Annotated in this window: 25 protein-coding genes; 12 read left to right on the top strand and 13 right to left on the bottom strand. The window is 72.8% G+C overall.

Going from position 1 to position 26,370, the window contains the following annotated elements:
* Positions 1 to 403 precede the first annotated feature (403 nt).
* The 6 genes from proC to ABT127_RS38405 form a co-directional block, all read right to left on the bottom strand.
* A complete protein-coding gene (proC, locus tag ABT127_RS38430) occupies positions 404 to 1,216 on the bottom strand; it encodes a pyrroline-5-carboxylate reductase (protein ID WP_351460943.1) in 813 nt (270 codons plus the stop codon).
* Positions 1,217 to 1,318: 102 nt separating this feature from the next.
* Positions 1,319 to 2,056 carry an ABC transporter permease gene (locus ABT127_RS38425; RefSeq protein ID WP_351460940.1) on the bottom strand — a complete coding sequence of 246 codons (738 nt, stop codon included), beginning with the start codon at positions 2,054 to 2,056 and terminating at the stop codon, positions 1,319 to 1,321.
* Positions 2,053 to 2,829, bottom strand: coding sequence for an ABC transporter ATP-binding protein (locus tag ABT127_RS38420; protein WP_351460937.1), 777 nt, complete (start codon positions 2,827 to 2,829; stop codon positions 2,053 to 2,055). The genes ABT127_RS38425 and ABT127_RS38420 overlap by 4 nt, the downstream gene beginning before the upstream one ends.
* Positions 2,830 to 2,863: 34 nt before the next feature.
* Complete coding sequence (locus ABT127_RS38415; RefSeq protein WP_351460934.1) at positions 2,864 to 3,652, bottom strand: class I SAM-dependent methyltransferase; 789 nt, start codon at positions 3,650 to 3,652, stop codon at positions 2,864 to 2,866.
* A 43-nt stretch (positions 3,653 to 3,695) separates the two neighbouring features.
* On the bottom strand, positions 3,696 to 4,223 hold the full coding sequence (locus ABT127_RS38410; protein WP_351460931.1) for an EamA/RhaT family transporter: 528 nt from the start codon (positions 4,221 to 4,223) through the stop codon (positions 3,696 to 3,698).
* 58 nt (positions 4,224 to 4,281) lie between these two features.
* Positions 4,282 to 4,602, bottom strand: a complete 321-nt coding sequence (locus ABT127_RS38405) for a peptidase (protein ID WP_351460928.1) — start codon at positions 4,600 to 4,602, stop codon at positions 4,282 to 4,284.
* Positions 4,603 to 4,742: 140 nt separating this feature from the next.
* On the opposite strand from ABT127_RS38405, the gene ABT127_RS38400 reads away from it, so the two are divergent.
* A complete protein-coding gene (locus ABT127_RS38400; protein ID WP_351460926.1) occupies positions 4,743 to 6,902 on the top strand; it encodes a protein kinase domain-containing protein in 2,160 nt (719 codons plus the stop codon).
* Between the two features lie 7 nt (positions 6,903 to 6,909).
* Here the strand turns inward: ABT127_RS38400 and ilvD are convergent, their stop codons facing one another.
* The 4 genes from ilvD to ABT127_RS38380 all read right to left on the bottom strand — a co-directional run bounded on the left by ilvD (position 6,910) and on the right by ABT127_RS38380 (position 11,437).
* Positions 6,910 to 8,763 carry a dihydroxy-acid dehydratase gene (ilvD, locus tag ABT127_RS38395; protein ID WP_351460923.1) on the bottom strand — a complete coding sequence of 618 codons (1,854 nt, stop codon included), beginning with the start codon at positions 8,761 to 8,763 and terminating at the stop codon, positions 6,910 to 6,912.
* Between the two features lie 152 nt (positions 8,764 to 8,915).
* Positions 8,916 to 9,539, bottom strand: coding sequence for a TetR/AcrR family transcriptional regulator (locus tag ABT127_RS38390; RefSeq protein WP_351460921.1), 624 nt, complete (start codon positions 9,537 to 9,539; stop codon positions 8,916 to 8,918).
* Complete coding sequence (locus ABT127_RS38385) at positions 9,536 to 10,360, bottom strand: sugar phosphate isomerase/epimerase family protein (protein WP_351460918.1); 825 nt, start codon at positions 10,358 to 10,360, stop codon at positions 9,536 to 9,538. Before ABT127_RS38385 ends, ABT127_RS38390 begins: the two co-directional genes overlap by 4 nt.
* Positions 10,361 to 10,501: 141 nt before the next feature.
* Positions 10,502 to 11,437 (bottom strand): Ppx/GppA family phosphatase, encoded by a 936-nt coding sequence (locus tag ABT127_RS38380; protein WP_351460915.1) that lies wholly within the window; start codon positions 11,435 to 11,437, stop codon positions 10,502 to 10,504.
* An 80-nt stretch (positions 11,438 to 11,517) separates the two neighbouring features.
* On the opposite strand from ABT127_RS38380, the gene ABT127_RS38375 reads away from it, so the two are divergent.
* Positions 11,518 to 12,369, top strand: coding sequence for a DUF3109 family protein (locus tag ABT127_RS38375; protein ID WP_351460912.1), 852 nt, complete (start codon positions 11,518 to 11,520; stop codon positions 12,367 to 12,369).
* Between the two features lie 33 nt (positions 12,370 to 12,402).
* Here the strand turns inward: ABT127_RS38375 and ABT127_RS38370 are convergent, their stop codons facing one another.
* The gene (locus ABT127_RS38370; protein ID WP_351460910.1) at positions 12,403 to 14,163 is read right to left on the bottom strand and encodes a BACON domain-containing protein; all 1,761 of its coding nucleotides are present in this window, start codon (positions 14,161 to 14,163) and stop codon (positions 12,403 to 12,405) included.
* A 211-nt stretch (positions 14,164 to 14,374) separates the two neighbouring features.
* On the opposite strand from ABT127_RS38370, the gene radA reads away from it, so the two are divergent.
* Positions 14,375 to 15,793 (top strand): DNA repair protein RadA, encoded by a 1,419-nt coding sequence (gene radA, locus ABT127_RS38365; RefSeq protein WP_351460907.1) that lies wholly within the window; start codon positions 14,375 to 14,377, stop codon positions 15,791 to 15,793.
* Between the two features lie 93 nt (positions 15,794 to 15,886).
* A complete protein-coding gene (disA, locus tag ABT127_RS38360) occupies positions 15,887 to 17,011 on the top strand; it encodes a DNA integrity scanning diadenylate cyclase DisA (RefSeq protein WP_351460905.1) in 1,125 nt (374 codons plus the stop codon).
* Positions 17,012 to 17,120: 109 nt separating this feature from the next.
* Here disA and ABT127_RS38355 read toward each other — a convergent pair whose 3' ends face one another.
* Positions 17,121 to 17,945 carry a hypothetical protein gene (locus ABT127_RS38355; protein WP_351460902.1) on the bottom strand — a complete coding sequence of 275 codons (825 nt, stop codon included), beginning with the start codon at positions 17,943 to 17,945 and terminating at the stop codon, positions 17,121 to 17,123.
* A gap of 189 nt (positions 17,946 to 18,134) precedes the next feature.
* Here ABT127_RS38355 and ABT127_RS38350 point away from each other — a divergent pair, with 189 nt between their 5' ends.
* The 6 genes from ABT127_RS38350 to cseC all read left to right on the top strand — a co-directional run bounded on the left by ABT127_RS38350 (position 18,135) and on the right by cseC (position 23,540).
* Complete coding sequence (locus ABT127_RS38350) at positions 18,135 to 18,794, top strand: phosphatase PAP2 family protein (protein ID WP_351460899.1); 660 nt, start codon at positions 18,135 to 18,137, stop codon at positions 18,792 to 18,794.
* A 128-nt stretch (positions 18,795 to 18,922) separates the two neighbouring features.
* Positions 18,923 to 19,837: an iron-sulfur binding domain-containing protein gene (locus ABT127_RS38345; RefSeq protein WP_351460896.1), complete on the top strand. Its 915-nt coding sequence runs from the start codon at positions 18,923 to 18,925 to the stop codon at positions 19,835 to 19,837.
* Between the two features lie 199 nt (positions 19,838 to 20,036).
* Positions 20,037 to 20,591: a SigE family RNA polymerase sigma factor gene (locus tag ABT127_RS38340; protein WP_351460893.1), complete on the top strand. Its 555-nt coding sequence runs from the start codon at positions 20,037 to 20,039 to the stop codon at positions 20,589 to 20,591.
* A 104-nt stretch (positions 20,592 to 20,695) separates the two neighbouring features.
* On the top strand, positions 20,696 to 21,322 hold the full coding sequence (locus tag ABT127_RS38335) for a hypothetical protein (protein ID WP_351460946.1): 627 nt from the start codon (positions 20,696 to 20,698) through the stop codon (positions 21,320 to 21,322).
* A gap of 51 nt (positions 21,323 to 21,373) precedes the next feature.
* Entirely contained in the window at positions 21,374 to 22,102 is a 729-nt protein-coding gene (cseB, locus tag ABT127_RS38330) for a two-component system response regulator CseB (RefSeq protein ID WP_351460890.1), read from the top strand.
* A 55-nt stretch (positions 22,103 to 22,157) separates the two neighbouring features.
* Entirely contained in the window at positions 22,158 to 23,540 is a 1,383-nt protein-coding gene (cseC, locus tag ABT127_RS38325) for a two-component system sensor histidine kinase CseC (RefSeq protein ID WP_351460888.1), read from the top strand.
* A gap of 13 nt (positions 23,541 to 23,553) precedes the next feature.
* Here cseC and ABT127_RS38320 read toward each other — a convergent pair whose 3' ends face one another.
* Positions 23,554 to 24,135, bottom strand: coding sequence for a TetR/AcrR family transcriptional regulator (locus ABT127_RS38320; protein ID WP_351460885.1), 582 nt, complete (start codon positions 24,133 to 24,135; stop codon positions 23,554 to 23,556).
* A gap of 173 nt (positions 24,136 to 24,308) precedes the next feature.
* Here ABT127_RS38320 and ABT127_RS38315 point away from each other — a divergent pair, with 173 nt between their 5' ends.
* Both ABT127_RS38315 and ABT127_RS38310 read left to right on the top strand, forming a co-directional pair.
* The gene (locus tag ABT127_RS38315; protein ID WP_351460882.1) at positions 24,309 to 25,064 is read left to right on the top strand and encodes an SDR family oxidoreductase; all 756 of its coding nucleotides are present in this window, start codon (positions 24,309 to 24,311) and stop codon (positions 25,062 to 25,064) included.
* A gap of 30 nt (positions 25,065 to 25,094) precedes the next feature.
* Positions 25,095 to 26,279 (top strand): low temperature requirement protein A, encoded by a 1,185-nt coding sequence (locus tag ABT127_RS38310; protein ID WP_351460880.1) that lies wholly within the window; start codon positions 25,095 to 25,097, stop codon positions 26,277 to 26,279.
* Positions 26,280 to 26,370 lie beyond the last annotated feature (91 nt).

The following is a 26,370-nucleotide window of genomic DNA, read 5'->3' as shown; positions in this document are numbered from 1 at the left end:
GCCGATTTCCTCGGGGTCTTGCTTCGCTTTCCGGCCTTTCGGCTTTCCGGCGAGTCCGACTCTATCAGATCCTTTCGGGCCTGATTCCCAGTCAGAGGGCTTGCCTTCCCGGCCTGTTGGGCCGTTCCGACGAGTGAGACTTTAGCGGAATCCCGGCTCCCGAGCTAATCGGGGTTCGGGCCCTCCGGTCTTTCGAACGGAGATTCCTCATTTCGCAAAAGCGCGCGCAAACGGTGTCTCGACGACAGGGAGAAACCAGTCGTCGTGCGTTTGAGTGGATCGTGCGGAATGGCTGTCCGGGGACCAACCGGAGTCGGCGCTCACGTCGGACAACTCGGAGCACACTACGGATCGGCCCGGGGCGTGTCAACCCCATGCCCTGGGCCCGTGCGCGTGGCAGGTGTCAGCTGTTGTTGCCGGAGGCCAGGGCCCGGCTGCGGTCGCGGGCCGCTTCGAGGGCGGCGATGAGAGCGGCGCGTACCCCGTGGTTCTCCAGCTCGCGGATCGCGTTGATGGTCGTACCGGCCGGGGACGTGACGTTCTCACGGAGCTTGACCGGGTGTTCGCCGCTGTCCCTGAGCATCGTGGCCGCGCCGATCGCGGACTGGACGATGAGGTCGTGGGCCTTGTCGCGGGGCAGGCCGAGGAGGATGCCGGCGTCCGTCATGGCTTCGACCAGGTAGAAGAAGTAGGCCGGGCCCGAGCCGGAGAGGGCCGTGCAGGCGTCCTGCTGGTTCTCCGGGACGCGGAGGGTCTTGCCGACCGAACCGAAGATGTCCTCGGCGTGCGCCAGGTGGGCCTCCGTGGCGTGGGTGCCGGCGGAGATGACGGACATCGCCTCGTCGACCAGGGCCGGAGTGTTCGTCATGACGCGGACCACCGGGGTGCCCTCGGGGAGGCGCTCCTCGAAGTACGTGGTCGGGATGCCGGCCGCGCCGCTGATGATCAGGCGGTCGGCCGGGATGTGCGGGGCCAGCTCGGTGAGGAGCGTGCCCATGTCCTGGGGCTTCACCGTCAGGATCAGGGTGTCGGCCTGCTTGGCGGCCTCCTGGTTGGTGACCGGGGTGACGCCGTGGCGGGTGCGCAGTTCCTCGGCGCGCTCCGGGCGGCGGGCGGTGACCAGGAGATCCTCCGGGGCCCAGCCGCCGCGGATCATTCCGCTGAGCAGGGCTTCACCGATCTTGCCGGTGCCGAGTACGGCGACCTTGTGGCTCATGGGCGTGGACCTCCCGTGGTGCGTGTGATGCGTCGTCCCGTCGTCGGGCATCCTCGCATCGGGCGGGCCGGGGACCGGCGGCTGTCCGGTGGGCGGACGAGGTCAGGGCGTGCGGCGGCGCAGGGTGGCCGCGCCGACGACCAGGACCAGGACGGTGCAGCCCGCGACGATCAGGACGTCGCGGAGGTAGGTGACGGTGGGGTCGGTGTGGCGCAGGACCTCGTTCATGCCGTCGACCGCGTACGACATGGGGAGGACGTCCGAGATCGCCTCCAGTACCGGCTGCATACGGTCCCTCGCGGTGAACAGGCCGCACAGCAGGAGCTGGGGGAAGATCACCGCCGGCAGGAACTGGACCGCCTGGAACTCCGAGGCCGCGAAGGCCGAGACGAAGAGGCCGAGGGCCGTGCCGAGCAGGGCGTCGAGGAGGGCGACCAGGAGGAGCAGCCAGGCCGAGCCGGTGACGTTCAGGTCGAGGACCCAGAGCGCGAGACCCGTGGCGAGCGCCGACTGGACGACCGCGACGGTGCCGAACGCGAGGGCGTAGCCGGCGATCAGGTCGCCCTTGGCGACGGGCATCGTCAGGAGGCGCTCCAGGGTGCCCGAGGTGCGTTCGCGCAGGGTCGCGATCGAGGTCACCAGGAACATCGTGATCAGCGGGAAGATGCCGAGGAGCGAGGCGCCGATGGAGTCGAAGGTGCCGGGGCTGCCGTCGAACACGTAGCGCAGCAGGAGCAGCATCAGGCACGGGACCAGGAGCATCAGGGCGATGGTGCGGGGGTCGTGGCGGAGCTGGCGCAGGACCCGGGTCGCGGTGGCGGTGGTGCGGTGGATGTTCATGCCGCGTCCACCAGGTGCAGGAAGGCGTCCTCGACCGTGTCCGTGCCGGTGGTGGTGCGCAGGGCCTCGGGGGTGTCGTCGGCCAGGAGTTCGCCGTCGCGCAGCAGGAGGAGGCGGTCGCAGCGCTCGGCCTCGTCCATGACGTGGGAGGAGACGAGGAGGGTGGTGCCCCGGGTCCGGGTGAGGTCGTGGAAGAGGCGCCACAGGTCGCGGCGGAGGACCGGGTCGAGGCCGACCGTCGGTTCGTCCAGGACCAGGAGGTCGGGGGTGCCGAGGAGGGCCACCGCCAGGGAGACCCGGCTGAGCTGGCCGCCGGAGAGGGTGCCGGCCAGCGCGTGGGTGTGGGTGGTGAGGTCCACGGCGGCCAGGACGCGGTCGATCTCCGCGCGGCGGCGGAAGGCGGCCGCGCGTCCGGCGCCGGGGAGGAGGATCGCGGCGAAGTGGTCCAGGTTCTGGTGGACGGTCAGGTCGAGGTAGACGGACGGGGCCTGGGTGACGTAGCCGACCCGTGAGCGCAGGCTCGGGTGGCCCGCCGGGTGGTCGAGGACCGTGAGGGTGCCGGTGACCTTCGCCTGGGTGCCGACGAGGGCGCGCAGCAGGGTCGACTTGCCGCAGCCGGACGGGCCGAGGAGGCCGGTGATCCGGCCGCGCGGGACCGTGAAGGCGAGGTCGCGCAGGACCCGGCGGGTGCCGCGGACGACGGAGAGGCCGGTGGCGTGGACCGCCGGCCCTTCCGGGGTGCCGGACTGCGGCCGGATCGCTCTTTTATTCATCACTCGATGAATATCTCGCTCGCGGGCGGCCGGGTCAAGGGCGGCGTACGACGGTGAGCTCCACGGCGTAGGCGTCGTCGACCGTGCCGTCGGGGAAGTGGCGCAGGAGGTGGGCGCGCTCGTCGTCCAGGACCGGCTTCGCGCGCTCCGGGCCCAGCACCACGAAGTACGAGCGGCTGGCGAGATGGGCCAGGTGCAGCTCGACGGGGATGCGGCGGGTCCAGTGCAGGCGGCGGAAGACGGTGGCGGGGGCCGGGGTCAGATCGAGATCGGCGACGAGGCGGGGCGCGTCGGCGCTGACGCCGTGGCGGTGGTAGCCGGGCAGGCGCTCCTGGAGGCGGCGCTCCTGGGCGGCGGACCAGGCGACGTCGGGATCGGGGACGTTCCACCACAGGGCGAGCGCGCCGCCGGGGCGCAGGACGCGCAGGGCCTCGGGGACCGAGCGCGCCGGGTCGGTCCAGTGCCAGGACTGGGCGTACGTGATGAGGTCGGCGGTGGCGTCGGCGAACGGGAGGGCGTCGCCGTAGGCGCGGACCAGCGGGACGTCGGGGAGGGTCGTGCGGAGCTGGGCTCCCATGCCGGGTCCCGGTTCCACGGCGATGACGTCGGCGCCCCGGTCGCGCAGCAGGGCCGTGGCGATGCCGGTGCCCGCGCCCACGTCGAGGACGCGTTTCCCGCGCAGGGAGCCCGCCAGTTCCTCGACGGTGTCGAGGAGTGCGGGCGGGTAGCCCGGGCGGGCCGTGGCGTACTGGGCGGCGACCCCGTCGAAGGAGAGCGCGAAGTCGGCGGCCGGGCGGGCGGCCGGCGGCGGTTCGTCTGTCATGACGCCATCGTCGCCGTGTGCGGCGCCGGACGTCAGGAGGCGGTCAGCCCTTGCGCTGCTTGCCGCCGGACTTCTTCCTCGCCGGGTTGCCGGTGCGCCGGGTGGTGCGGCGCCGGTACTGATCGAGGGCGGTCTCGTACTCCCCCCGGCGCAGCTTCTCGCCCGGGGCCTCGGTCACGCAGCGCACGGCGTACGCGACGAGGACGCCGACGAAGCCGATGGCGAGGAAGCCCCGCAGGGACGCCTGCTTCTCGGGGTCGGGGCGCTCGGAGAAGCCGCTCCAGGTGCGGCTGAAGCCGAGGGCGCTGCAGATCGCGAACGCGGCGACGAGCAGGACGTTCACGAAGGAGCCCACGTCGGCCAGGGCCAGGCCCTGGTAGGCGAAGCGCAGCACGAAGCAGCCGGCGACGGCGAGCACGAGGGCGCCGGCGCCGACGCCCGCGCGGCGCAGCCCGTAGTGACCGGTGTGGTCGACCCAGGCCGTACCGAAGAAACGGATCTCCTCGGGGCGGGGGCCGGGGGTGCCCGGTGTGGGAGTGCTCGCAGTGGGGGTGCCGGTTTCGTCGCTCACGGGTCGATTATCACCGGGCCGGGCCGCGGGGTGCGCGGGACCGGCCCGGTGCGGTCCGTCAGGAGCAGCGCTGTGCGACGTACCCGTCGCTGCCCGTCTTCACATAGGAGTCCGAGACGTACTGGCCGCTGCCGATGTTGTCCCAGACGTTCGTGGTGCCGTAGGTGCCCGTGACCCACTCGCCGGGCTTCTGGCAGGTGATCGGGACGCTGGCGCCGAGCGGCAGGGTGCGCACCAGCTGGTACTGGGTGCCGGGGCCGCTGCGCACCTTGAGGCGGATGCCCGGGGCGACCGGGTAGCGGGTGGCCGTCGCGGCGGCGGCCTCGACGATGCTCTCGACGCCGCCGATGTCCGCTATGCCAGTGTTCTCAACAGCCATGTGCATCTCCCCCGTTGACGTGTGTGACGCGCGTCGCGCCGTGCGACGCGCGCAGGCTAGCAAGCCCCTGAGGCATCGCACGCACCATCGACTAGGCTCCGTGCGTCGCGCTTGCGGACTCGAATACACGGGGGTGGACGATGCCGCCGCTGCGCAGCACCGGACCCGGACCTGAAGCGGAGCGTCCGGGGTATGCCGGTCGCTACCGCCTGGAGGAATGCCTGGGCTCCGGTGGCATGGGCGTGGTCCATCTGGCCACGTCCGCCTCGGGGCTGCGGCTCGCCGTCAAGATCGTGCACGCCCACTACGCGGCCGATCCCGAGTTCCGGGCCCGTTTCCGGCAGGAGGTCAGTGCCGCCCGCCGGGTCAGCGGTGCCTTCACCGCGCCGGTCGTGGACGCCGACCCCGCCGCGCGCCTGCCGTGGATGGCCACGCTGTTCATCCCCGGCGACACCCTCGCGGAGCGCGTGAAGCGGAACGGCGCGCTGAGCGTCTCCGAGGTGCGCAGGCTCGGGGCCGGGCTCGCGGAGGCGCTGCACGACATCCATCGCGTCGGCGTGGTGCACCGCGACCTCAAGCCGAGCAACGTGCTGCTCGCCGCCGACGGCCCGAAGGTCATCGACTTCGGCATCTCGCGTCCCGTGGACAGCGAACTGCGCACGGAGACGGGCAAGCTGATCGGCTCGCCGCCCTTCATGGCGCCGGAGCAGTTCCAGCGGCCGCGCGAAGTCGGCCCGGCCGCCGACGTGTTCGCCATGGGCGCCGTGCTGGCCCACGCGGCGAGCGGGCGCGGCCCCTTCGACTCGGACAGCCCGTACCTCGTCGCGTACCAGGTGGTCCACGACGAACCGGAGCTGTCCGGCGTCCCCGACGCGCTCGTGCCGCTGATCCGGCGCTGCCTGGCCAAGGACCCGGCCGAACGGCCCTCCCCCGCCGAGATCATGGACTGTCTGCGGCAGCTCCCGGAGGAGGAGCTCGCGGAGGAACGGCTCGCGGCGGCGCGCATACCCGCGCAGCGCGGGCCGGATCCGAGCGAGCGGGTCGCTTCCGACGGTGCGCGGGTGCGGACGCGGACGCGGACCGGTCGCGCGGCGGGCACCGGCACGGGTTCCGTGGTGGGCCGCGGGCGGCGGTCGCGGGTGATCCTGGGCGCGTCCGTGGGCGTCCTGCTCGTCGCGGGTGTCGCTGCACTCGCCGCCGGCGCGCTGTCCCCGGACGGTCAGGAGGGCCCGGCGCGGTCCGGGCTCACCACGTCGGCCGCCGGTTTCGCCCCCTGGAGCGTCCGGCTCGACGCGTCGGGCGGCAATCCGCCCGTCTGTGTCGCGGGCTCCGGCGCGCTGTACTGCGTGACCGACGACGGCGTCGCCGCGCGGCTCGACCCGGCGGACGGCCGGGTCCTCTGGCGGCACCAAGCGGGCGGGAAGCCGCAGGGACCCACGGCGCTGTCCGGCGGGCTGCTGCACGTCGTCGCCGACGGACGGCTGACGGCGCTCGATCCCCGTACGGGAAAGGCGCGCTGGACCCGCGGCACCTCGGGCGTCGACTCGGTCGAGCACTGCGCGGACACCACGCTGCTCATCGGGGCGGACGGCACCGTGCGGGCGCTGGACAGCGCCACCGGGCGGCAGCGGTGGAGCCGGGTAATCGGCCGGGCCGGGGCGCAGTGGGTCTCCGACGGCGCGGGCACGTTCTTCAGGACGACGCCCACGGCGGACGGCTCCGCGACCACGGTCAGCGCCGTGTCCGCGGGCGACGGGCGGGTGACGTGGTCGACCCGGACCGCGGGCTATCTGCGCCCCGTCGCGGCTGGGGACGGCGCACTGCACCTGCTCTCCCTGGACCTGCGGCAGATGACCGACGCCGTGGTCAGGGTCGACACCCGCACCCACGCGGCGCGCCGGGTGCCCATGCCGGTGCCGGTCGACCAGGCGCAGGCGGCCGAGAGCGGCGGGACGGTGTACGTGTACGCGGCCAGTGGCCTGCTCTACGCCGTCGACACCCGGCCGGAGGCGGCGGAGGCGGACGCGGTGCGCTGGCAGCGGGACACCTCGGTCAGCCGTCCCTCCCGCCCGGTCGCGGCGGACGGCGGCCTCTACTACACGGCGACCGACGGGCGGCTGCTCGCCGTGTCCGCGCGCACCGGGGCGCCGCTCGCACAGACGCGCCCGCGGCCCGCCCCGCGCTCCGACCGGCTGGTCGCCGAACCGGCGGCGCCCGTGGTGATCGGCGGGAAGGTGTTCGCGGGCGCGCCCGACGGCAGTGTCTTCGGGACGGACGGGAGCCGTCCCGAAGACTGGTGAGCCGGGGTCAGCCCAGCTTGGACACGTCGCGGACCGCGCCCTTGTCGGCGCTGGTGGCCATCGCGGCGTACGCGCGCAGGGCCTGGGAGACCTTGCGCTCGCGGTTCTTCGGGGCGTAGACCCCGTCGAGGGCCGCGCGGCGGCCGGCCAGCTCCTCGTCCGCGACCAGCAGCTCGATGGTGCGGTTCGGGATGTCGATGCGGATGCGGTCGCCGTCCTCGACGAGCGCGATCGTGCCGCCGGAGGCCGCCTCGGGCGAGGCGTGGCCGATGGACAGGCCCGAGGTGCCGCCGGAGAAGCGGCCGTCGGTGACCAGGGCGCAGGCCTTGCCGAGGCCGCGGCCCTTCAGGTACGAGGTCGGGTACAGCATCTCCTGCATGCCCGGGCCGCCCTTGGGGCCCTCGTAACGGATGACGACGACGTCGCCCTCCTTGACCTGCTGGGTGAGGATCTTCTGGACGGCCTCCTCCTGCGACTCGCAGACGACGGCCGGGCCCTCGAAGGTCCAGATCGACTCGTCGACGCCGGCCGTCTTCACGACGCAGCCGTCCTCCGCCAGGTTGCCCTTGAGGACCGCGAGGCCGCCGTCCGCGGAGTAGGCGTGCGCGACGTCGCGGATGCAGCCGCCCGCGGCGTCCGCGTCCAGGGTGTCCCAGCGCTCGGACTGCGAGAAGGCCTCGGCGGAGCGGACGCAGCCGGGGGCCGCGTGCCACAGGTCGAGGGCCTCCTCGGAGGTCGAGCCGCTGCGGATGTCCCAGGTGTCCAGCCACTCCTTGATGGAGGGGGTGTGGACGGTGGTGACGTCCTCGTTGAGCAGGCCGCCGCGGTACAGCTCGCCGAGGATCGCGGGGATGCCGCCGGCGCGGTGCACGTCCTCCATGTAGTACGTCTTCGCGCCCGCGACGTTCGGCGCGACCTTGGCGAGGCAGGGGACGCGGCGCGAGACGGCGTTGATGTGGTCGAGGTTGTAGTCGACCTCGGCCTCCTGGGCCGCCGCCAGCAGGTGCAGGATCGTGTTCGTGGAGCCGCCCATGGCGATGTCGAGCGCCATCGCGTTCTCGAAGGCCGCGTGCGTGGCGATGTTGCGCGGCAGGACCGAGGCGTCGTCCTCGCCGTAGTAGCGCTTCGTCAGTTCGACGACCGTCGCGCCCGCCCGCTCGTACAGCGCCTTGCGGGCGGTGTGCGTGGCCAGCACCGAGCCGTTGCCCGGCAGGCTCAGGCCGATGGCCTCGGTCAGGCAGTTCATCGAGTTGGCGGTGAACATGCCCGAACACGAGCCGCAGGTCGGACAGGCGTTCTCCTCGATACGGAGGATGTCCTCGTCGGAGATCTTGTCGTTGACCGCCTCCGACATCGCGTCGACCAGGTCGAGCGTGCGGACCGTGCCGTCGACGAGAGTGGCGCGGCCGGACTCCATCGGGCCGCCGGAGACGAAGACCGTCGGGATGTTGAGGCGGAGCGCCGCCATCAGCATGCCGGGCGTGATCTTGTCGCAGTTGGAGATGCAGACCAGCGCGTCCGCGCAGTGCGCCTCGACCATGTACTCGACCGAGTCGGCGATCAGGTCGCGCGAGGGCAGGCTGTAGAGCATGCCGCCGTGGCCCATCGCGATGCCGTCGTCGACCGCGATCGTGTTGAACTCGCGGGCGATGCCGCCCGCGGCCGTGATGGCGTCGCTCACGATGCGGCCGACCGGGGCCAGGTGCGTGTGGCCCGGCACGAACTCGGTGAACGAGTTGGCGACCGCGATGATCGGCTTCCGGCCGATGTCCGCACCGGGTACACCGGAGGCGCGCATAAGGGCGCGGGCGCCCGCCATGTTGCGGCCGTGGGTGACTGTGCGGGACCTCAGCTCGGGCATCGCCGCTCGCTCCTTCAGTTCGGGCCCGCGAGCGCGGGCCGTCAGGCAGAAAAGACTGGCTCACGAGCCTACGCCGCCGCTCCGGGATCCGGACCGGGTGTCCGGATGGCGGGACGGCCGTCTCAGCGATCAGTCCGGCCGGGGCCGCCGGCCTACGGTCCCGTGAGGTGCCGCTGGACCACGGGCGCGAGCCGGCTGATGACGTCCTCGGCGTCGGCGGACGCCAGCGGCTCCGCCTTGATCACGTAGCGGAGCAGCGCCGTGCCCACCAACTGCGCGGCGGCGAGCGAGACCCGGAGCTCGGCCTCCTGTTCGGGCACGTCGAGGCGGCGGGCGAGCCGGGAGAACAGCTGGGCCGCGATCAGGCGCCGGAAGACGGCGGCCGCGGTGTCGTTGTTGACGGCGGAGCGCACGATGGCGAGCAGCGGGGCGCGGGTGGCCGGGTTCTCCCAGATCCCGAAGATGAAGCGGGTCAGCCGCTCCCCGACCGCGTCGAGCGGCCCGTCCTCCACCGCGGCGGGCGCTTGCAGGGCGGGCGCGAACGCCATCTCGATCGACGCCGCGAACACCTGTTCCTTGGTGCCGAAGTAGTGGTGCACGAGCGCCGGATCGACGCCGGCCGCCTTCGCGATGCCGCGGACGGAGGTCTTCTCGAAGCCGCGCTCGGCGAACTCCTCGCGGGCCGCGGCGAGGATCAGCTGCCGGGTGTCCGGGCCGCCCTCCGTGCGCGTACGGGACGGGCGTCCCCTGCGGCGCGCGGGTCCCGGTTCCGTCATGGACGCGGCACCCGGACCGCGGAGGCCAGGTGCAGGCGCGTGAAGGCCAGGGCCTCGGCGAGGTCGGCCTCGCGCTCGGCGCTCGACATGGCCCGCCGGGTGTTGACCTCGATCACGACGTGGCCGTCGAAGCCGCCGGTCGCGAGGCGTTCGAGGAGTTCGGCGCAGGGCTGGGTGCCGCGGCCGGGGACCAGGTGCTCGTCCTTGTTGGAGCCGTTGCCGTCCGCGAGGTGGACGTGGCCGAGGCGGTCGCCCATCCGGTCGATCATGTGCATGGCGTCGGTGCGGGCCGTCGCCGTGTGGCTGAGATCGACGGTGAAGTGACGGTAGTCGTCCTTCGTCACGTCCCAGTCGGGGGCGTACGCGAGCATCTCGCGGTCCCGGTAGCGCCACGGGTACATGTTCTCGACGGCGAACCTGACGTCTGTCTCGTCCGCCATCCGCCAGATCCCGCCGACGAAGTCGCGGGCGTACTGGCGCTGCCAGCGGAAGGGCGGGTGGACGACCACCGTCGAGGCGCCGAGGCGCTCGGCCGCGGTCTTCGCGCGCTGCAGCTTCGTCCAGGGGTCGGTGGACCAGACGCGCTGCGTGATCAGCAGACACGGGGCGTGGACGGCCAGGATCGGGATGTGGTGGTAGTCGCTGAGGCGGCGCAGGGCCTCGATGTCCTGGCTGACGGGGTCGGTCCAGACCATGACCTCCACGCCGTCGTAGCCCAGGCGTGCGGCGATCTCGAAGGCCGTCGCCGTGGACTCCGGATAGACCGAGGCCGTCGACAGGGCGACCTTCGCATCCGGGATGCGCACCACTGGTTCTGCCACGGGGACAGAGTACGGGCCTTCGCGTTCGGGTGGGGAGGCGGTCCTTTCCGGGGTGGAACGGGTGGCCGGAAGGTGGGGTGCGGGGGCCGCGGGCCGGGGTGCGGGGCCGACGCGCGCTCGCCCCGCGCCCGGGGCGGGCCCTTACGAGTGCGGGGGCATCTGGTCGAGGTGGCGCAGGATGACGCCCTCCCGCAGGGCCCAGGGGCAGATCTCCAGGGTCTCCACACCGAAGAGGTCCATGGCGCCCTCGGCGACCAGCGCCCCGGCGAGCAGCTGTCCCGCGCGGCCCTCCGAGACGCCGGGGAGCTCCGAGCGCTCGGTCTCCGTCATCGCGGCGAGCCGCGGCACCCAGTCCTCCAGGGATCTCCGCTTCAACTCCCGCTGGACGTAGAGCCCCTCGGTGGAGCGGGCCGCCCCGGCGAGCCGGGCCAGCTGCTTGAAGGTCTTGGACGTGGCGACGACGTGGTCCGGCGCCCCGAACCGGCTGAACTCCCCCACCGTGCGCGCGATCTGCGCCCGCACGTGCCGGCGCAGCGCCTTCACGTCGGCGGGGTCGGCCGGGTCGCCGGGCAGCCAGCCGGCCGTCAGCCGCCCGGCACCGAGCGGCAGCGACACCGCGGCGTCCGGCTCCTCGTCCATCCCGTACGCGATCTCGAGGGAGCCCCCGCCGATGTCGAGGACGAGGAGCTTGCCCGCGGACCAGCCGAACCAGCGGCGGGCGGCGAGGAACGTGAGCCGGGCCTCCTCCGCGCCGCTGAGCACCCGCAGTTCGACGCCGGTCTCGTCCTTGACGCGGGCCAGGACCTCATCGGCGTTGGTCGCCTCGCGCACCGCCGACGTGGCGAACGGCAGCAGGTCCACGACGCCCTTGTCCTCGGCGGCCTCCAGGGCGCCTCTGACCGTGCCGACCAGCCGCTCGACCCCGTCGGGGCCGATCGCCCCGCGCTCGTCGAGGAGTTGGGCGAGCCGCAGCTCGGCCTTGTGCGAGTGCGCGGGCAGCGGCCGGGCACCCGGGTGTGCGTCCACCACCAGCAGATGGACCGTATTCGAACCCACGTCGAGGACACCGAGTCTCATGTACGGAACGCTACTGCGCCCATGAGGCCGCCTGGCAGGGAAGGTCCGACCGAACCCCTCCGCGCGCTTACTCTGGAGCGGTGCCAAAGACGAAAAAGGCCAAGGCCGACAAAAGCGGTAAGAGCGACAAGAAGGCCAAGTCGGCACTGCTGAAGCAGGGCCAGGACTTGAAGCAGGACGAGAAGGCCATCGACTTCCCGCGCGCCTGGGTCGAGTTCCCCGATCCGGCCGACGACGAGCAGGTCTTCCGCTGTGATCTGACATGGCTGACCTCTCGTTGGTCGTGCATCTTCGGCAGTGGCTGCCAGGGCATCCAGGCGGGGCGCGCGGACGACGGCTGCTGCACGCTGGGCGCCCACTTCTCGGACGAGGACGACGAGAAGCGCGTGGCGGGGTTCGTGGACCGGCTCACTCCCGACATCTGGCAGCACCACGACATCGGCACGGAGTCCGGCTGGGTGTCGAAGGACGAGGACGGCGAGCGGCAGACCCGCCCGTACAACGGCTCGTGCATCTTCCAGAACCGCCCCGGCTTCGCGGGCGGCGCGGGCTGCTCGCTGCACATCCTCGCCCTCAAGGAGGGACGCGAGCCGCTGGAGACCAAGCCGGACGTGTGCTGGCAGCTGCCGGTCCGGCGGACGTACGAGTGGATCGACCGGCCGGACGACACGCGCGTGCTCCAGGTCTCGATCGGTGAGTACGACCGGCGCGGCTGGGGTCCCGGCGGCCACGACCTGCACTGGTGGTGCACGTCGGCGACCTCGGCGCACGGCGCCGGCGACCCGGTCTACGTCTCCTACCGCCCGGAGCTGACCGAGCTGATGGGCCCCGAGGGGTACGCGAAGCTGGTCGAGCTGTGCGAGGAGCGGCTGGCCGCCCTGCCCAAGGGGCTGCCCCTGCTCGCGCCGCACCCGGCGGACCCCGCCTCCTGACCCTGCCGGCCCCGGCCGCCACGGTCGGGGCCCTCAGGGGGACTGCGCCGGCGCCGTCGAGTCCCCCTGGCCCGGGCTCGCCGTGTCGGACGCGGTCGGCTCGGGCGCGGTCGTCGCCGGATCGCTCGGTGTCGGGGTGGGGTCCGGGTCGGAGGTGGCCGGGTCGCTGGGCGTCGGCGTGGGGTCGGGCTCGGACGGCGACGACGAGCCGCCGTGGCCGGGGTGGTGGCCGCCGCCCGGACGGCGTCCGTAGCCGTCCAGCGAGATGACCGCCCCGGACGGATCGAGGGCGATGCGCGCGCTCCAGTGCCCGGCCGGCTCACGGTCGTGATCGACGTACACCCGGATCGTGCTCGACTCACCGGGCTGCAACGTCCCCGACGTCCGGCTCAGCCAGAGCCAGGTTGCGCCGGTCGACGCCGACCAGCGCACGGGCCCGCTGCCGGACGCCGTCAGCGTGATGAGCGTCGCGCCGCCGCTGGGCTGCGCCTCCACGGTGAGCCGGCCCGGGCCCGAACTCGCGCCCGTGGGCGGCGAGATCACTTCCACGGAGACGTCCGGTGAACGGCTGCCCGCGGTGAAGCGGGGGTCGGGGGTCGTGCTGGCGTTCCCCGCGTTCTCGTAGCCGAATCCCGTCGCGTCACCGGCACGCTCGCCGGCCAGGCCGCCCGGGCCCTCGGCCTCGCCGGCGCTGACCGAGCGGCCGTCGCTGCCCTCGCCGGTCAGCGGGGCACCCCGGTAGGCCGCCCACAGGGCGAAGACGGGAGCGGCGACGACCGTGGCGACGACCGTCGTCGTGAGGACACGCGCGCGGAGCCGGTCGCGGCGGGCCGCGCGGTCCTTGGGGTCCATCGGGAAGCCGCGCCGGTCGAAGCGCGGGGCCCGCAGGTGCGCGCCGTGGGCGGCGTGCATCGCGTGGTGCAGCGCGGCGCGCGGGGCCTCGGCGAGCGGCAGCGCCGCGGGCGTGACCGAGGTGCCGGGCCAGGCGCCGGGGACGGCGCGCTCGGCGGTGCGGCGGCAGCGCGGGCAGTCGTCCACGTGGCGCACCAGCTCGCGGCGCAGGGCCGCGGACAGCAGCAGCTGGTGGTCGCCGGTGAGGCGGTTGACGCTGGGGCAGGTGCCCGTCTCGACGACGGCGAGCGCGGCGCGGGTGCGCTCGACCTCGCAGGCGGCGACGGAGAGCAGCTCGCGGGTGGCGCCCGGGTCGGTGCCGAGCACGGCGGCGACCTCGGCGGCGGACAGCTGGTGGCGCACCGCGAGCTCCAGCGCCTCGCGCTGCTCGGGGCTGGTGCCGGCCGCCTCCGGCCAGGCCAGCAGCGCGAGTTGGCGGCGGCGCTCCTCCTGGAGGAGGCCGTCCTGCGGTGCCTCCTGGGCGTCCGGGGTGTTCTGTGTCTTATGGGTGTTCTGTGCCTTCTGGGTCTTCTGTATCTTCTGGGTGTGCGAGGCGGATCCGGCCGCGTGCGCCCGCTGCCTGCGGCGCTTGGCCTCCGTCAGGCGGTGCAGACACGACCAGCGGGCCAGCGCGTACAGCCAGGCCCTGCGGTCGCTCTCCGCGTCCGGGCCGCGGGAGCCGCGCCGCTCGGCGAGGGCGAGGGCGTCCCCGAGGGCGGCGATCGCCTCGTCGTGGTCGCAGAGCACGGAGAGGCAGTAGGTGAACAGGCCGTCCAGACACGGCTCATAGCGCGCGGGCGGGCGCTGCGGGGCGGTGCGCGGCACCGGCCGCCTCGCCCCGGCGCGGTGCGCCCGGTGTGCGCCGGTGGGGTGTGTCGGGGTTTCCGGCCTGCTGCTTGTCACCTGTGCGACCGTAGGCGGCGGGTAGGGCCCCTTCCGCCCCCTTGAGCACTTTTAATCCTTACGGGTGAAACGATCCCTCAAAAGAGGACACGAACATCGGCTGCCGGGCTGATGCCGTGGCCAGCGCGGCTACGCGCGGCGACCGGCGGCCGGGTGGGCGGTCCGGGCGGCGGCGGTCGGATTGTCAGTGGCGCCCGCTACGGTTTCGCCCATGGCCACCCGTACCAAATCCGCGAACAGCGGCAAGCAACGACCCTCGTACCGCTGCACCGAGTGCGGCTGGCAGACGGTCAAGTGGCTGGGCCGCTGCGGCGAGTGCCAGGCCTGGGGGACGATCGAGGAGTACGGCGCCCCCGCGGTGCGCACGACCGCGCCCGGCCGCGTCACCACCTCCGCGCTGCCCATCGGCGAGGTGGACGGCCGGCAGGCCACGGCCCGCACCACCGGCGTGCCCGAGCTGGACCGGGTGCTCGGCGGCGGCCTGGTGCCCGGCGCCGTGGTGCTGCTCGCGGGCGAGCCCGGCGTCGGCAAGTCCACGCTGCTGCTCGACGTCGCCGCGAAGTCGGCGAGCGAGCAGCACAGGACGCTCTATGTGACGGGCGAGGAGTCGGCGTCCCAGGTGCGGCTGCGCGCGGACCGCATCCACGCCATCGACGACCATCTGTACCTGGCGGCCGAGACGGACCTGTCCGCCGTCCTCGGCCACCTGGACGCGGTGAAGCCGTCGCTGCTGGTCCTGGACTCCGTGCAGACGGTGGCCTCGCCGGAGATCGACGGCGCGCCGGGCGGCATGGCCCAGGTCCGCGAGGTGGCCGGGGCGCTGATCCGCGCCTCCAAGGAGCGCGGCATGTCCACGCTCCTCGTGGGCCATGTCACCAAGGAGGGCACCATCGCGGGCCCGCGCCTCCTGGAGCACCTGGTCGACGTGGTGCTGAACTTCGAGGGCGACCGGCACGCGCGGCTGCGCCTGGTCCGCGGCGTGAAGAACCGGTACGGGACCACGGACGAGGTCGGCTGCTTCGAGCTGCACGACGAGGGCATCACGGGCCTGGCCGACCCCAGCGGCCTGTTCCTGACCCGGCGCGACGAGCCGGTGCCGGGCACCTGTCTGACCGTCACCCTGGAGGGCCGCCGCCCGCTGGTCGCCGAGGTGCAGGCGCTCACCGTCGACTCGCAGATCCCCTCTCCGCGGCGCACCACATCGGGCCTGGAGACCTCCCGCGTCTCGATGATGCTGGCGGTGCTCGAACAGCGGGGCAAGATCAGCGCTTTGGGCAAGAGGGACATCTACTCCGCGACGGTCGGCGGGGTGAAGCTCACCGAGCCCGCCGCGGACCTCGCGATCGCGCTGGCGCTGGCCTCCGCGGCGAGCGACACCCCGCTGCCGAAGAATCTGGTGGCGATCGGGGAAGTGGGCCTGGCGGGCGAGGTCAGACGGGTCACGGGCGTCCAGCGGCGGCTCGCCGAGGCGCACCGGCTCGGCTTCACGCACGCGCTCGTACCGGGCGATCCGGGCAAGGTTCCGGCCGGTATGAAGGTCCTGGAAGTCGCCGATATAGGGGACGCGCTGCGGGTGCTGCCGAAGAGCCGTCGGCGAGAGGCCCCACGGGAGACGGAGGACCGCCGGTAGACTTTGCCCAGGTCTCGCCCGTGCGTACGAACACGACGGACGAAGGCGAAGAACCCCAGGGCACCCCAAAAGCCTGCGATCCGGAGGAGTGCAGTGGCAGCCAACGACCGGGCGACAGCTCCCGGCAAGTCCGGCGGCAGTTCCGGTGCGGACAGCCTGATGCGGGCCTCGCTGAGCGCGGTGGCGCCCGGTACGGCCCTGCGCGACGGCCTGGAGCGCATCCTCCGCGGCAACACCGGCGGTCTCATCGTCCTCGGCTCCGACCGCACGGTCGAGTCGATGTGCACCGGCGGTTTCGTCCTGAATGTGGAGTTCAGCGCCACGCGCCTGCGTGAGCTGTGCAAGCTGGACGGCGGCATCGTGGTCTCCTCCGACCTCAGCAAGATCCTGCGGGCCGGGGTGCAGCTGGTGCCGGACCCGACGATCCCCACCGAGGAGACCGGCACCCGGCACCGCACCGCCGACCGCGTCAGCAAGCAGGTCGGCTTCCCGGTGGTCTCCGTGTCCCAGTCGATGCGGCTGATCGCCCTGTACGTGGACGGGCAGCGCCGCGTCCTGGAGGACTCGGCGGCGATCCTGTCCCGGGCGAACCAGGCCCTGGCGACCCTGGAGCGGTACAAGCTGCGGCTCGACGAGGTGGCGGGCACGCTCTCCGCCCTGGAGATCGAGGACCTGGTCACGGTCCGCGATGTCACGGCGGTCGCGCAGCGCCTGGAGATGGTGCGCCGGATCGCCACGGAGATCGCCGAGTACGTGGTGGAGCTGGGCACCGACGGGCGTCTTCTGGCGCTGCAGCTCGACGAGTTGATCGCGGGCGTCGAGCCCGAGCGGGAGCTGGTCGTCCGGGACTACGTTCCCGAGCCGACCGCCAAGCGCTCCCGCACGGTCGACGAGGCGCTCTCGGAGCTGGACTCGCTGCACCACGGCGAGCTGCTCGAACTGCCCATCGTGGCGCGGGCACTGGGCTACACGGGATCGCCGGAGGCGCTGGACTCGGCCGTCTCGCCCCGCGGCTTCCGGCTCCTGGCCAAGGTGCCGCGGCTGCCCGGCGCGATCATCGACCGTCTCGTGGAGCACTTCGGCGGGCTGCAGAAGCTGCTCGCCGCCAGCGTCGACGACCTCCAGACCGTGGACGGCGTCGGGGAGGCGCGGGCCCGCAGTGTGCGGGAGGGGCTTTCGCGGCTCGCGGAGTCGTCGATCCTGGAGCGGTACGTGTAGCTCCGCCGGTTGGGCGGGTGTCGCGGTTCGGGGCGCCTCTTGGGGTTCGTCGCGGGCTGTCCCGTCGTGTTGCGTTGCTCGCGCAGTTCCCCGCGCCCCTGACGGGGCGCTAGTCCGCCTTCAGGACGAACGACGTCTGGGTGCCCGTCAGTTGGGGCGCCTTCACCTCTACCAGGTACGTGCCCGGCGCGGCCGAACCGGCCGGCGGGGTCGCGCACCGCGGGGCGCTCGGGTGGCGGTCCCAGGTGAGGGTGCGGGTGACCTTGCCGCCCGCCGGGACGCGCAGCAGCAGCCCCGCCGCGTGGTCGGCCGGGCAGTCCTTCGACGACCAGAACTCCTTGTCGCCGTCCGCCTTCGTGATCGTCACGACCGCCGTGCGCGGGCCCAGATCGACCTTGCAGGACGTGTCCGTGGTGTTCTTCGCGGCCAGCTCGATGCGCGGCTTCTCCCCGGGCGCGTACGAGTTGTGGAGGCTGCGCACCGACAGGGTCACTCCGCCCGCCGTGCAGTCGGGCAGTTTGGATCCGGCCGGCACCTGGTCGCCCGACGACGTACCGCCGCCGCTGCCCGCGCCGTCGCCGCCCGCCGCGTCGTCCGAGCCGCCGGAGCCGCCCGAACCGGCGCCGGACCCGTCACCCGAACCGTCGCCGGAACCGCTGCCCGCGTCGCCGCCCGAGCCGGAGCCGCCCGATGTGTCGCGCCCGCCGGGGTGTTGGCTGATCGCGGGGCCGGAACCGGAGGGTCCGGGCGTGATGGACTGCGTCGGGTGCTTGCCGTTCGCACCCCCCGCGCCGTTGTTCCCGCCACCGCCGCCCAGGTTGACGATCCAGACGACCAGCAGCGCGAGCAACGTCACTACGGACACCAGAACGCCCCTCCGGCGCCAGTAGATGGAGGAGGGAAGCGGCCCGATCGGATTGCGCAGAGATCCCACGGCTCAAACCTTACGAGAGATCGGGCGGTTGTCCGGTGTCCACCCGCCGCACCGGACAGCAAGTTTTCAGGATCATCATCATGCCCCCGTCCCCCGCGGACACACGAAGGTTCTTGATCTTTCGTCAGGTGGTGGCGGCGACCGTCGCCGGACAGGGCTGTCACCTTGTATTGCATACTGTCCGGCACCATGGGAACCATTGACTCCGATCTCTATCGCAACATCCTGCAGTTCGCCCACGACACTCCGTCGTGGTTCCAGCACCTGATGGAGGTGTGGACCGAACTCGGGCTGCTGCTGTTCGCCGTGCTCTTCGTCGTCGCCTGGTGGCGGGCGCGGCGCGGTGATCCGCGGGCGCTCGCCGTCGCGGTGCTCGCGCCGCTGGGCACCGCCGTGGCGTACGTGATCAGCGAGGTGGCCAAGTCGGGGATCGACGAGGACCGGCCGTGCCGGGCGGTGAGCGGGGCGCTGGCACCGCTGATCGACTGCCCCGCCTACGGGGACTGGTCGTTCCCGTCCAATCACTCCACCATCGCCGCCGCGGCGGCCGTGGGGCTCGCGCTGGCCTGGCCGAAGATCGGCTGGCTGACGGTTCCGATGGCGATCATGATGGCGTTCTCCCGGGTCTTCGTGGGCGTGCACTACCCGCACGACGTCGCGGTGGGCCTGCTCCTCGGCACGCTCGTCGCCGTCCTCGTCTCCCGGCTGTGCGCACCGGCGGGGGCGCGGCTGGTCGCGACGATGCGGGGATCGCGGAACGGCCTGGTGCTGTGGTTCGCGGGACCCGGACCGGCCACCGGCGCGGCGGGTTCCCGCACGGCGCCGCGCCGCGGGGCGCACCGCCGCTGAACCCCATCGCCTCGGGCGGCCGCGGTCCCGCGGCCCCGCCCCCTGGTAACAATCCACGGCTCCCGGGTGACGGCCGCGGCGCCGCCCGCTCCGGGCCCACCCCCGATCGTGGCAGGATCGGCAGTGCCATGACTGCGCCCACGAAGACTCCCGAGAACGCACCCACCGAGCGGACCGATCTTCACGAACCGGTCATCGACTGGTTCGACGAGCACGCCCGTGACCTGCCCTGGCGCCGCCCAGAAGCCGGCCCCTGGGGCGTGATGGTCAGCGAGTTCATGCTGCAGCAGACCCCGGTGAGCCGGGTCCTGCCGGTCTACGAGCAGTGGCTCGCGCGCTGGCCGCGCCCCGCCGACCTGGCCGAGGAGGCGCCCGGCGAAGCCGTCCGCGCCTGGGGCCGGCTCGGCTACCCGCGCCGCGCCCTGCGGCTGCACGGCGCGGCCGTCGCCATAACGGAACGGCACGGCGGCGACGTACCGACCGCGCACGCCCAGCTGCTGGCCCTGCCGGGCATCGGGGAGTACACGGCCGCCGCGGTCGCCTCGTTCGCGTACGGGCAGCGGCACGCGGTGCTCGACACGAACGTGCGGCGGGTGTTCGCCCGCGCCGTGGCGGGCGTGCAGTACCCGCCGAACGCGACCACCGCCGCCGAGCGGAAGCTGGCCCGCACGCTGCTGCCGCAGCAGGACGACACCGCCGCCCGGTGGGCCGCCGCCTCGATGGAGCTGGGCGCGCTCGTGTGCACGGCGAAGAACGAGGAGTGCCACCGCTGCCCGATCGCCGCGCTGTGCGCGTGGCGGCTCGCCGGGAAGCCCGCGCACGAGGGGCCGCCGCGGCGCGGACAGACGTATGCGGGGACGGACCGGCAGGTGCGGGGCAAGCTGCTCGCCGTGTTGCGGGACGCCGTCGCTCCGGTACCGCAGGCGGTGCTCGACCGGGTCTGGGACGAGCCGGTGCAGCGGGCCCGGGCACTGGACGGCCTGGTCAGCGACGGTCTGGTGGAGCCCCTCGCGGGCGGTCTGTACCGGCTTCCGGCCGGCTGAGAACCGGCTCGGGCCGGTCCCGGGCCACCGTGGACATCCAGCCGATTCTCAGCTCCGTTACAGAACCGACGGACAGCCGTGCGTTCGTCGAAGGCTGGAACGGACAGTGCCGTGACAACGCCTCCGTAGCTTCTTCTCAACACCGCACACGACCTGTGCGGACCACGGGGAGCAAGCGGGAAACGGGAGGCGGTTCATCATGGCGCACGGCGGTGAGGTGCTCGAGTTCGAGGAGTACGTCCGGACGCGGCAGGACGCTCTGCTGCGCAGCGCCCGGCGTCTGGTGCCGGACCCCGTGGACGCCCAGGACCTGCTGCAGACGGCGCTCGTGCGGACGTACGGGCGGTGGGACGGGATAGCGGACAAGCGTCTGGCCGACGCCTATCTGCGCCGCGTCATGATCAATACCCGGACCGAGTGGTGGCGGGCCCGGAAGCTGGAGGAGGTCCCGACCGAGCAGCTTCCGGAGTCGACGATCGACGACTCCACCGAACAGCATGCGGACCGTGCCCTGTTGATGGACATCATGAAGGTGCTGGCTCCGAAGCAGCGCAGTGTCGTGGTGCTGCGACACTGGGAGCAGATGTCCACAGAGGAGACGGCCGCCGCCCTCGGAATGTCGGCCGGAACCGTGAAGAGCACGCTGCACCGGGCCCTCGCCCGGCTCCGCGAAGAGCTGGAGAGCCGGGACCGGGAGGAACCGGTGGCGGGCGCGCTCGACCGTCGTGAGGAGCGGGAGCGTTGCGCGGCCTAGGCATACGTGCCTCTGGGGTGACGGGGTTCCGTGGAGCCCTGAGCAGGATCCTGCACCGAGCCCTTCGGGGGAGTCTTCGGGCGGGCAAGGCGGGGAGTCCGGTACTGGCCGGGCTCGCCGCCCTCGGACTTTTCGCCGGGGCGCTCGCGGCCTGCTCGGCGGGCGGCACCGGCGCCCGTGACGAGGGGCCCGCCCGTACCGATCCGGTCGGCTCGACCGCGCCGGCCGCCACCGTGAGCCCCGAGCCGGACGAGGCCGCCGCCTCCCCGTCGCCGACTCCCGCGTCGGTGAACGCGGTGCGGCTGGTGAAGGACGACCCGAAGGTCAGCGCCGACATCAAGCGCGACCTGAAGCCGTGCGTGGCCAAGGAGTACCCGGTCGACGTGAGCTACGGGAACCTGACCGGCGGTACGTCGAACGACATCGTGGTCAACGTGATGACCTGCGGCGATGCCGTCGGCATCGGCACGTACGTGTATCGCGACGACGACGGCACGTACAAGAATGTCTTCCAGACCGAGGAACCCCCGGTGTACGCCGAGATCGACCGGGGTGATCTCGTGGTCACCAAGCAGGTGTACGAGAAGGGCGACTCCGTCGCCTCTCCGTCGGGCGAGGAGATCCTCACGTACCGCTGGAGCGGCGGCCGCTTCACCGAGGTGGAGCGCACGCACAACGACTACAGCCACGCGGTGGACGGGGAGTCGCCGTCGCCCGCGCAGGACGGCTGACACGGCCGCCGGACGGCTCGGACGGTACGGGAACGGAAGGGACAGCAGCACATGGCGGAGCGCAGGGGCGAGCAGACCCACGTCCTGTTCGTCGAGGACGACGACGTCATCCGCGAGGCCACCCAGCTCGCCCTGGAGCGGGACGGCTTCGTGGTCACCGCGATGCCGGACGGACTCTCGGGCCTGGAGGCGTTCCGCACGGACCGGCCCGACATCGCCCTGCTCGACGTGATGGTGCCGGGGCTCGACGGGGTCTCGCTGTGCCGCCGGATCCGGGACGAGTCGACCGTCCCGGTGATCATGCTGTCCGCGCGCGCGGACTCCATCGACGTCGTCCTGGGCCTGGAGGCCGGGGCCGACGACTACGTGACCAAGCCGTTCGACGGGGCGGTGCTCGTGGCCCGGATCCGGGCCGTGCTGCGCCGCTTCGGGCACGCGGGCGGTCCGGCGGCGGGCGGCTCCGGCGGTGCGGAGGCGGCGGACGCCGGGTCCGGTGCCGTGCTGCACTTCGGCGATCTGGAGATCGACACGGAGGGCATGGAGGTCACCAAGGGCGGTACGCAGGTGGCGCTGACGCCGACCGAGATGCGGCTGCTCCTGGAGTTCTCCTCGGCGCCCGGCACGGTCCTCTCCCGCGACAAGCTGCTGGAGCGCGTGTGGGACTACGGCTGGGGCGGTGACACCCGCGTCGTCGACGTCCATGTGCAGCGGCTGCGCACCAAGATCGGCCAGGACCGGATCGAGACGGTCCGCGGCTTCGGCTACAAACTGAAGGCCTGAGCCGACTGACGGCACGGGCCGGCACGGCCTGGTGGAACGGGATGGGACAGCAGATATGAGGGGGCCCGCGGACAGGCCCGGGACGGCGCGGCTGCGGCACCTGCTGCCGCGGCGGCTGCGGCGCAGTCTGCGCAGTGGCGTGCGCTGGAAGATCAGCGTGGCCATCGCGCTGGTCGGGGCGCTGGTGGCGCTCGCGCTCAGCCTGGTCGTGCACAACGCGGCACGGGTCTCGATGCTGGACAACGCCCGGGACGTGCAGGACGAGCGGATCCAGTTCGTGCAGCGGCAGTACGAGGCGCGCGGCGGCAATCTGCCGGTCGGCTTCAAGGTCGACGATCCGGCGCTCCCCGCCGAGCTGCGTGCCAAGGTGCTCGGCGGCCGCCGTGCCACCTATGTGTCCGAGCCGTCCGACGGGGTGCCGGACATCTGGGCCGCGGTGCCGCTGGCCGACGGGGGCGTGCTGTCGGTGCACACCCGGTTCACCGATCGCAGCGCGACCGTGATGAAGGACCTCGACCAGGCGTTGATCATCGGCTCCATCGCGGTCGTCTTCGGCGGCAGCGCGCTCGGTGTCCTCATCGGCGGCCAGCTCTCGCGGCGGCTGCGCAAGGCGGCGAGCGCGGCCCGGGAGGTCGCCCAGGGGCAGACGCACGTCCGGGTACGGGATGCCATCGGCGGGGTCGTGCGGGACGAGACCGACGACCTCGCACAGGCCGTGGACGCCATGGCCGACGCGCTCAAGCAGCGCCTGGAGGCCGAGCGCCGGGTCACCGCGGACATCGCGCACGAGCTGCGCACGCCGGTCACCGGGCTGCTCACCGCCGCCGAGCTGCTGCCGCCCGGGCGGCCCAGTGAGCTGGTCAAGGACCGGGCGCAGGCGATGCGTACGCTCGTCGAGGACGTGCTGGAGGTGGCCCGGCTGGACAGTTCGGCGGAGCGGGCCGAGCTGCAGGACATCATGCTGGGCGAGTTCGTGAGCCGGCGGGTCGCGGCCCGTTCCTTCGACGGCATCACGGTCAGCGTGATCCACGAATCGGTGGTGACCACGGATCCGCGCCGGCTGGAGCGCATCCTGTTCAACCTCCTCGCGAACGCCGCCAAGCATGCGCGGCCGCCGATCGAGGTCAGTGTGGAGGGCCGGGTGATCCGGGTTCGCGACCACGGGCCCGGTTTCCCGGAGGACCTGTTGGAGGAGGGGCCGAGCCGCTTCCGTACCGGTGCCGCCGACCGCGCGGGGCACGGGCACGGGCTCGGGCTGACGATCGCCGCCGGGCAGGCCCAGGTTCTCGGTGCGCGCCTCACGTTCCGCAACGTGCGGCCGCCGGGTGCGGTGGCCGGTACTCCGGCCGAGGGTGCCGTGGCTGTGCTCTGGCTCCCCGAGCACGCTCCCACCAACACGGGCAGCTTCCCGATGGTGCAGCTGCCCGACCGGCTCTGAGCTCCGGCGACCGTCAACTCCCCTGCGCGATCAGGGAGTCCGCGAGCCGTACGGCCTCCGTTTCGCCCAACGGAGCGTGTCCGAGCAGGAAGCGGTACCAGAAGACCCCGTACACCTGATCCACCATCAGGTCGAGATCACGGTCGGCCGACAGCTCGCCGCGATCCCGGCCGCGCTCCAGCACGTCACGCAGTACGGCCCGCCGGGACTCCGTGAACTCCCGCATCAGGTCGGCCAGATGGGGGTCCTGCGCGGCCTCCCGTACGAGGGTGCGCAGCGCCGGGGCGACCGGGGTGCGCTGCGCCCCGGCGAACGTCGCGGTGACCACCGCTCGCAGGTCCTCGCGCAGTGCGCCCGAGTCGGGTACGGGCGCGGCCGCCTCGGCGCGGTCCGTGAGCGCGTCCAGCAGCACCGCCCCCTTCGAGGGCCACCACCGGTACAGCGTCTGCTTGCCGACACCGGCCTCCTTCGCGATGGCGTCCACGCTCACCGCCGCGCCGTCCGCGTCCGCGAGCAGCCGCAGGGCGGCGTCGAGGACGGCACGGCGCGCCTCTTCGTTGCGCCGGCGTCCGGTGTGGGCTCGCCCAGCATTCATTCGACTCACCTTCCTTCGTGGTTCGCGCTTCGCGCTTCGTGACGGAGTTCCGTCGGACCGCGGCCACCGAAACCCCTTGACGAGACCGATAGTCTCGCCAATACTCATCTTGTCGAGACTAACAGTCTCACCAAAAAGTCGGGGAACGCCAGAGACGCAAGGAAAAGGTCACCATGGCTACTACAACGCCCTCCACCACCCGCACCGACACCACCGCCCACGTCGTGGTCATGGGCGGCAGCTCCGGCATCGGCGAGGCGACGGCCGCCCTGTTCGCCGCGAGCGGCGCCGAGGTGACCATCACCGGCCGCGACCGGGCCAAGCTCGACGAGGCGGCGGCCCGCATAGGCGGCAAGACGACCACGCACCGCATGGACGCCACCGCCCAGGACGACATCGACGCCTTCTTCGCCACCACCGCGCCCATCGACCACCTGGTCGTCGCGGTCAGCGGCGCGGCGGGCAGCGGCGCCTTCGCCGAGCTCGACCTCGACGACCTGGCGCACGGCTTCGATGCCAAGTTCTGGCCCCAACTGCGCATCCTGAAGGCGGCGTTGGGGCACCTCACCGAGCGCGCGTCGGTCACCCTCATCACGGCCGCCTCGGCCCGCGCCGCCTTCCCCGGCACCTCGGGCCTGGCCGCGATCAACGGCGCTCTGGAAGCCATGATCCCGCCGCTCGCCGTCGAGCTCGCCCCGCGCCGGATCAACGCCGTCTCCCCCGGCGTCATCGACACCCCCTGGTGGGGCCGGGTCCCCGAGGAGCAGCGCAAGGAGCTGTTCGCGGGGCTCGCGGCGACGACCCCGGTGGGCCGCGTCGGGCGGCCCGAAGAAGTGGCGCAGGCCATCAACTCGCTTGCCACGAACGGCTTCATCACGGGTGTGGTGCTGGACTGCACCGGCGGGGCGAACCTGCCGACGGGCCGCTGAAGCCACGGCACCCGGGATAATCTCGCGGCCATGACCGTATCCCGCCCCGTCGGGCAGATACCCCAACAGGCCGTTGCCGCAAGCGAGTTGCCGCGCCGGGCCACCTGGTTCGAGCTCTTCGGCGACCTGGTCTTCGTAGCGGCGGTCGGGCAGGCCACGCACCGCATCGGCGGCCACCCGAGCGCCGCGGCGACGGCCGCCGCCGCGGCGCTCTTCGTCCCGCTGTGGTGGACCTGGGTGCTCTACACGGTCCGCGCCAACCGCGCCGACCACGACCGGACCGCCCAGCGCCTGCTCACCACGGTGGGTCTCGCCGCGGTGGCCGGGCTGGCCGTCTACCTCGGCGGCGTCGGACACTCCCGGGGCGCCGACATCGGGTTCGTCGTCTCGTACCTCTGCGCGCGGGCCGGCGTCGCCGCGCTCTACGCCTGGGACCTTCGCCGCGATCCGCGACTGCGCCGCATCACGCTGATCTACGTACAGGGATCGGCCGTCACCGCGGTCATCTGGCTGACGGCCACCTTCGCCCTGGACGGCGCTTGGCGCTATCTGACCTGGGGGATCGCCATGTCCCTCGAACTGGCCCTGCCGCTGCTCGCCGGGCGGCGGCTCGCCGACAGCCCCGGCGACGCGGAGCATCTGCGCGAGCGGTTCGGCCTGTTCACCATCATCGTCATCGGCGAGACCGTGCTCGGCTTCACCAACGGCCTGGTCGCGGCGCACACCGCAGTCACGGCGGTGCTGCCCGGCGTCGCCGCGTTCGCGCTCGCGGCGGGGCTGTGGTGGTCGTACTTCAGCGCGTCGAGCACCCGCCCCGGCGCCCACGAGGAACTCGCCGCGGGCGGCCGCCACCTGCACATCTACGTCCTCGGCCATCTCCCGGTCCAGCTCGGCCTCGCCGTCACGGGAGGCGCGGCCGGCGCGGCCGTGAAACTCGGGGACGGCCACCTGGACGCACCGCTGGCGGCCTGCGTCCTGGGCGGCACCGCGCTCTTCCTCACGTCAACAGCGCTGATCAGAGCGTCCTTCACGGGCGTACGGGAATCAGTGGTCGTCATCCGCATCGCAACGGCGGCGGCCGCCCTGTCCCTGCTGCCGCTGACCCCGCACCTCCCGGTGGCAGGAACACTGGCAGCCCCGGCAGCCCTGCTGGCGGCATCGGTCGCCCTGGAAACCCCGGCCCACAGGCGCCGGATCAGGACCGCTTCTTCCTAGGGCGTGTGTCGAAAGTCCCGTCGTCCGCCCGGAGGGCGGGCCCCGCGGTGTCTGGTGCGTGCGATCGCAAGGCGCCGGAGCGCCCTCATAG

The sequence above is a fragment of the Streptomyces sp. NPDC001904 genome (genome assembly GCF_040297005.1).
GTDB lineage: Bacteria > Actinomycetota > Actinomycetes > Streptomycetales > Streptomycetaceae > Streptomyces.
The sequence above is the reverse complement of the archived record's forward strand: the minus strand, read 5'-3'. Positions and strand labels throughout refer to the sequence as shown.

Coding starts and splice junctions, on each gene's coding strand:
- ABT127_RS38415 (WP_351460934.1), bottom strand. CDS start 3,652: ATGACAGACGAACCGCCGCCGGCCGCCCGCCCGGCCGCCGACTTCGCG.
- cseC (WP_351460888.1), top strand. CDS start 22,158: ATGAGGGGGCCCGCGGACAGGCCCGGGACGGCGCGGCTGCGGCACCTG.
- ABT127_RS38320 (WP_351460885.1), bottom strand. CDS start 24,135: ATGAATGCTGGGCGAGCCCACACCGGACGCCGGCGCAACGAAGAGGCG.
- ABT127_RS38310 (WP_351460880.1), top strand. CDS start 25,095: ATGACCGTATCCCGCCCCGTCGGGCAGATACCCCAACAGGCCGTTGCC.
- ABT127_RS38390 (WP_351460921.1), bottom strand. CDS start 9,539: ATGACGGAACCGGGACCCGCGCGCCGCAGGGGACGCCCGTCCCGTACG.
- ABT127_RS38420 (WP_351460937.1), bottom strand. CDS start 2,829: ATGAATAAAAGAGCGATCCGGCCGCAGTCCGGCACCCCGGAAGGGCCG.
- ABT127_RS38315 (WP_351460882.1), top strand. CDS start 24,309: ATGGCTACTACAACGCCCTCCACCACCCGCACCGACACCACCGCCCAC.
- ABT127_RS38380 (WP_351460915.1), bottom strand. CDS start 11,437: ATGAGACTCGGTGTCCTCGACGTGGGTTCGAATACGGTCCATCTGCTG.
- radA (WP_351460907.1), top strand. CDS start 14,375: ATGGCCACCCGTACCAAATCCGCGAACAGCGGCAAGCAACGACCCTCG.
- ilvD (WP_351460923.1), bottom strand. CDS start 8,763: ATGCCCGAGCTGAGGTCCCGCACAGTCACCCACGGCCGCAACATGGCG.
- ABT127_RS38350 (WP_351460899.1), top strand. CDS start 18,135: ATGGGAACCATTGACTCCGATCTCTATCGCAACATCCTGCAGTTCGCC.
- ABT127_RS38425 (WP_351460940.1), bottom strand. CDS start 2,056: ATGAACATCCACCGCACCACCGCCACCGCGACCCGGGTCCTGCGCCAG.
- cseB (WP_351460890.1), top strand. CDS start 21,374: ATGGCGGAGCGCAGGGGCGAGCAGACCCACGTCCTGTTCGTCGAGGAC.
- ABT127_RS38340 (WP_351460893.1), top strand. CDS start 20,037: ATGGCGCACGGCGGTGAGGTGCTCGAGTTCGAGGAGTACGTCCGGACG.
- ABT127_RS38405 (WP_351460928.1), bottom strand. CDS start 4,602: ATGGCTGTTGAGAACACTGGCATAGCGGACATCGGCGGCGTCGAGAGC.
- ABT127_RS38400 (WP_351460926.1), top strand. CDS start 4,743: ATGCCGCCGCTGCGCAGCACCGGACCCGGACCTGAAGCGGAGCGTCCG.
- proC (WP_351460943.1), bottom strand. CDS start 1,216: ATGAGCCACAAGGTCGCCGTACTCGGCACCGGCAAGATCGGTGAAGCC.
- ABT127_RS38345 (WP_351460896.1), top strand. CDS start 18,923: ATGACTGCGCCCACGAAGACTCCCGAGAACGCACCCACCGAGCGGACC.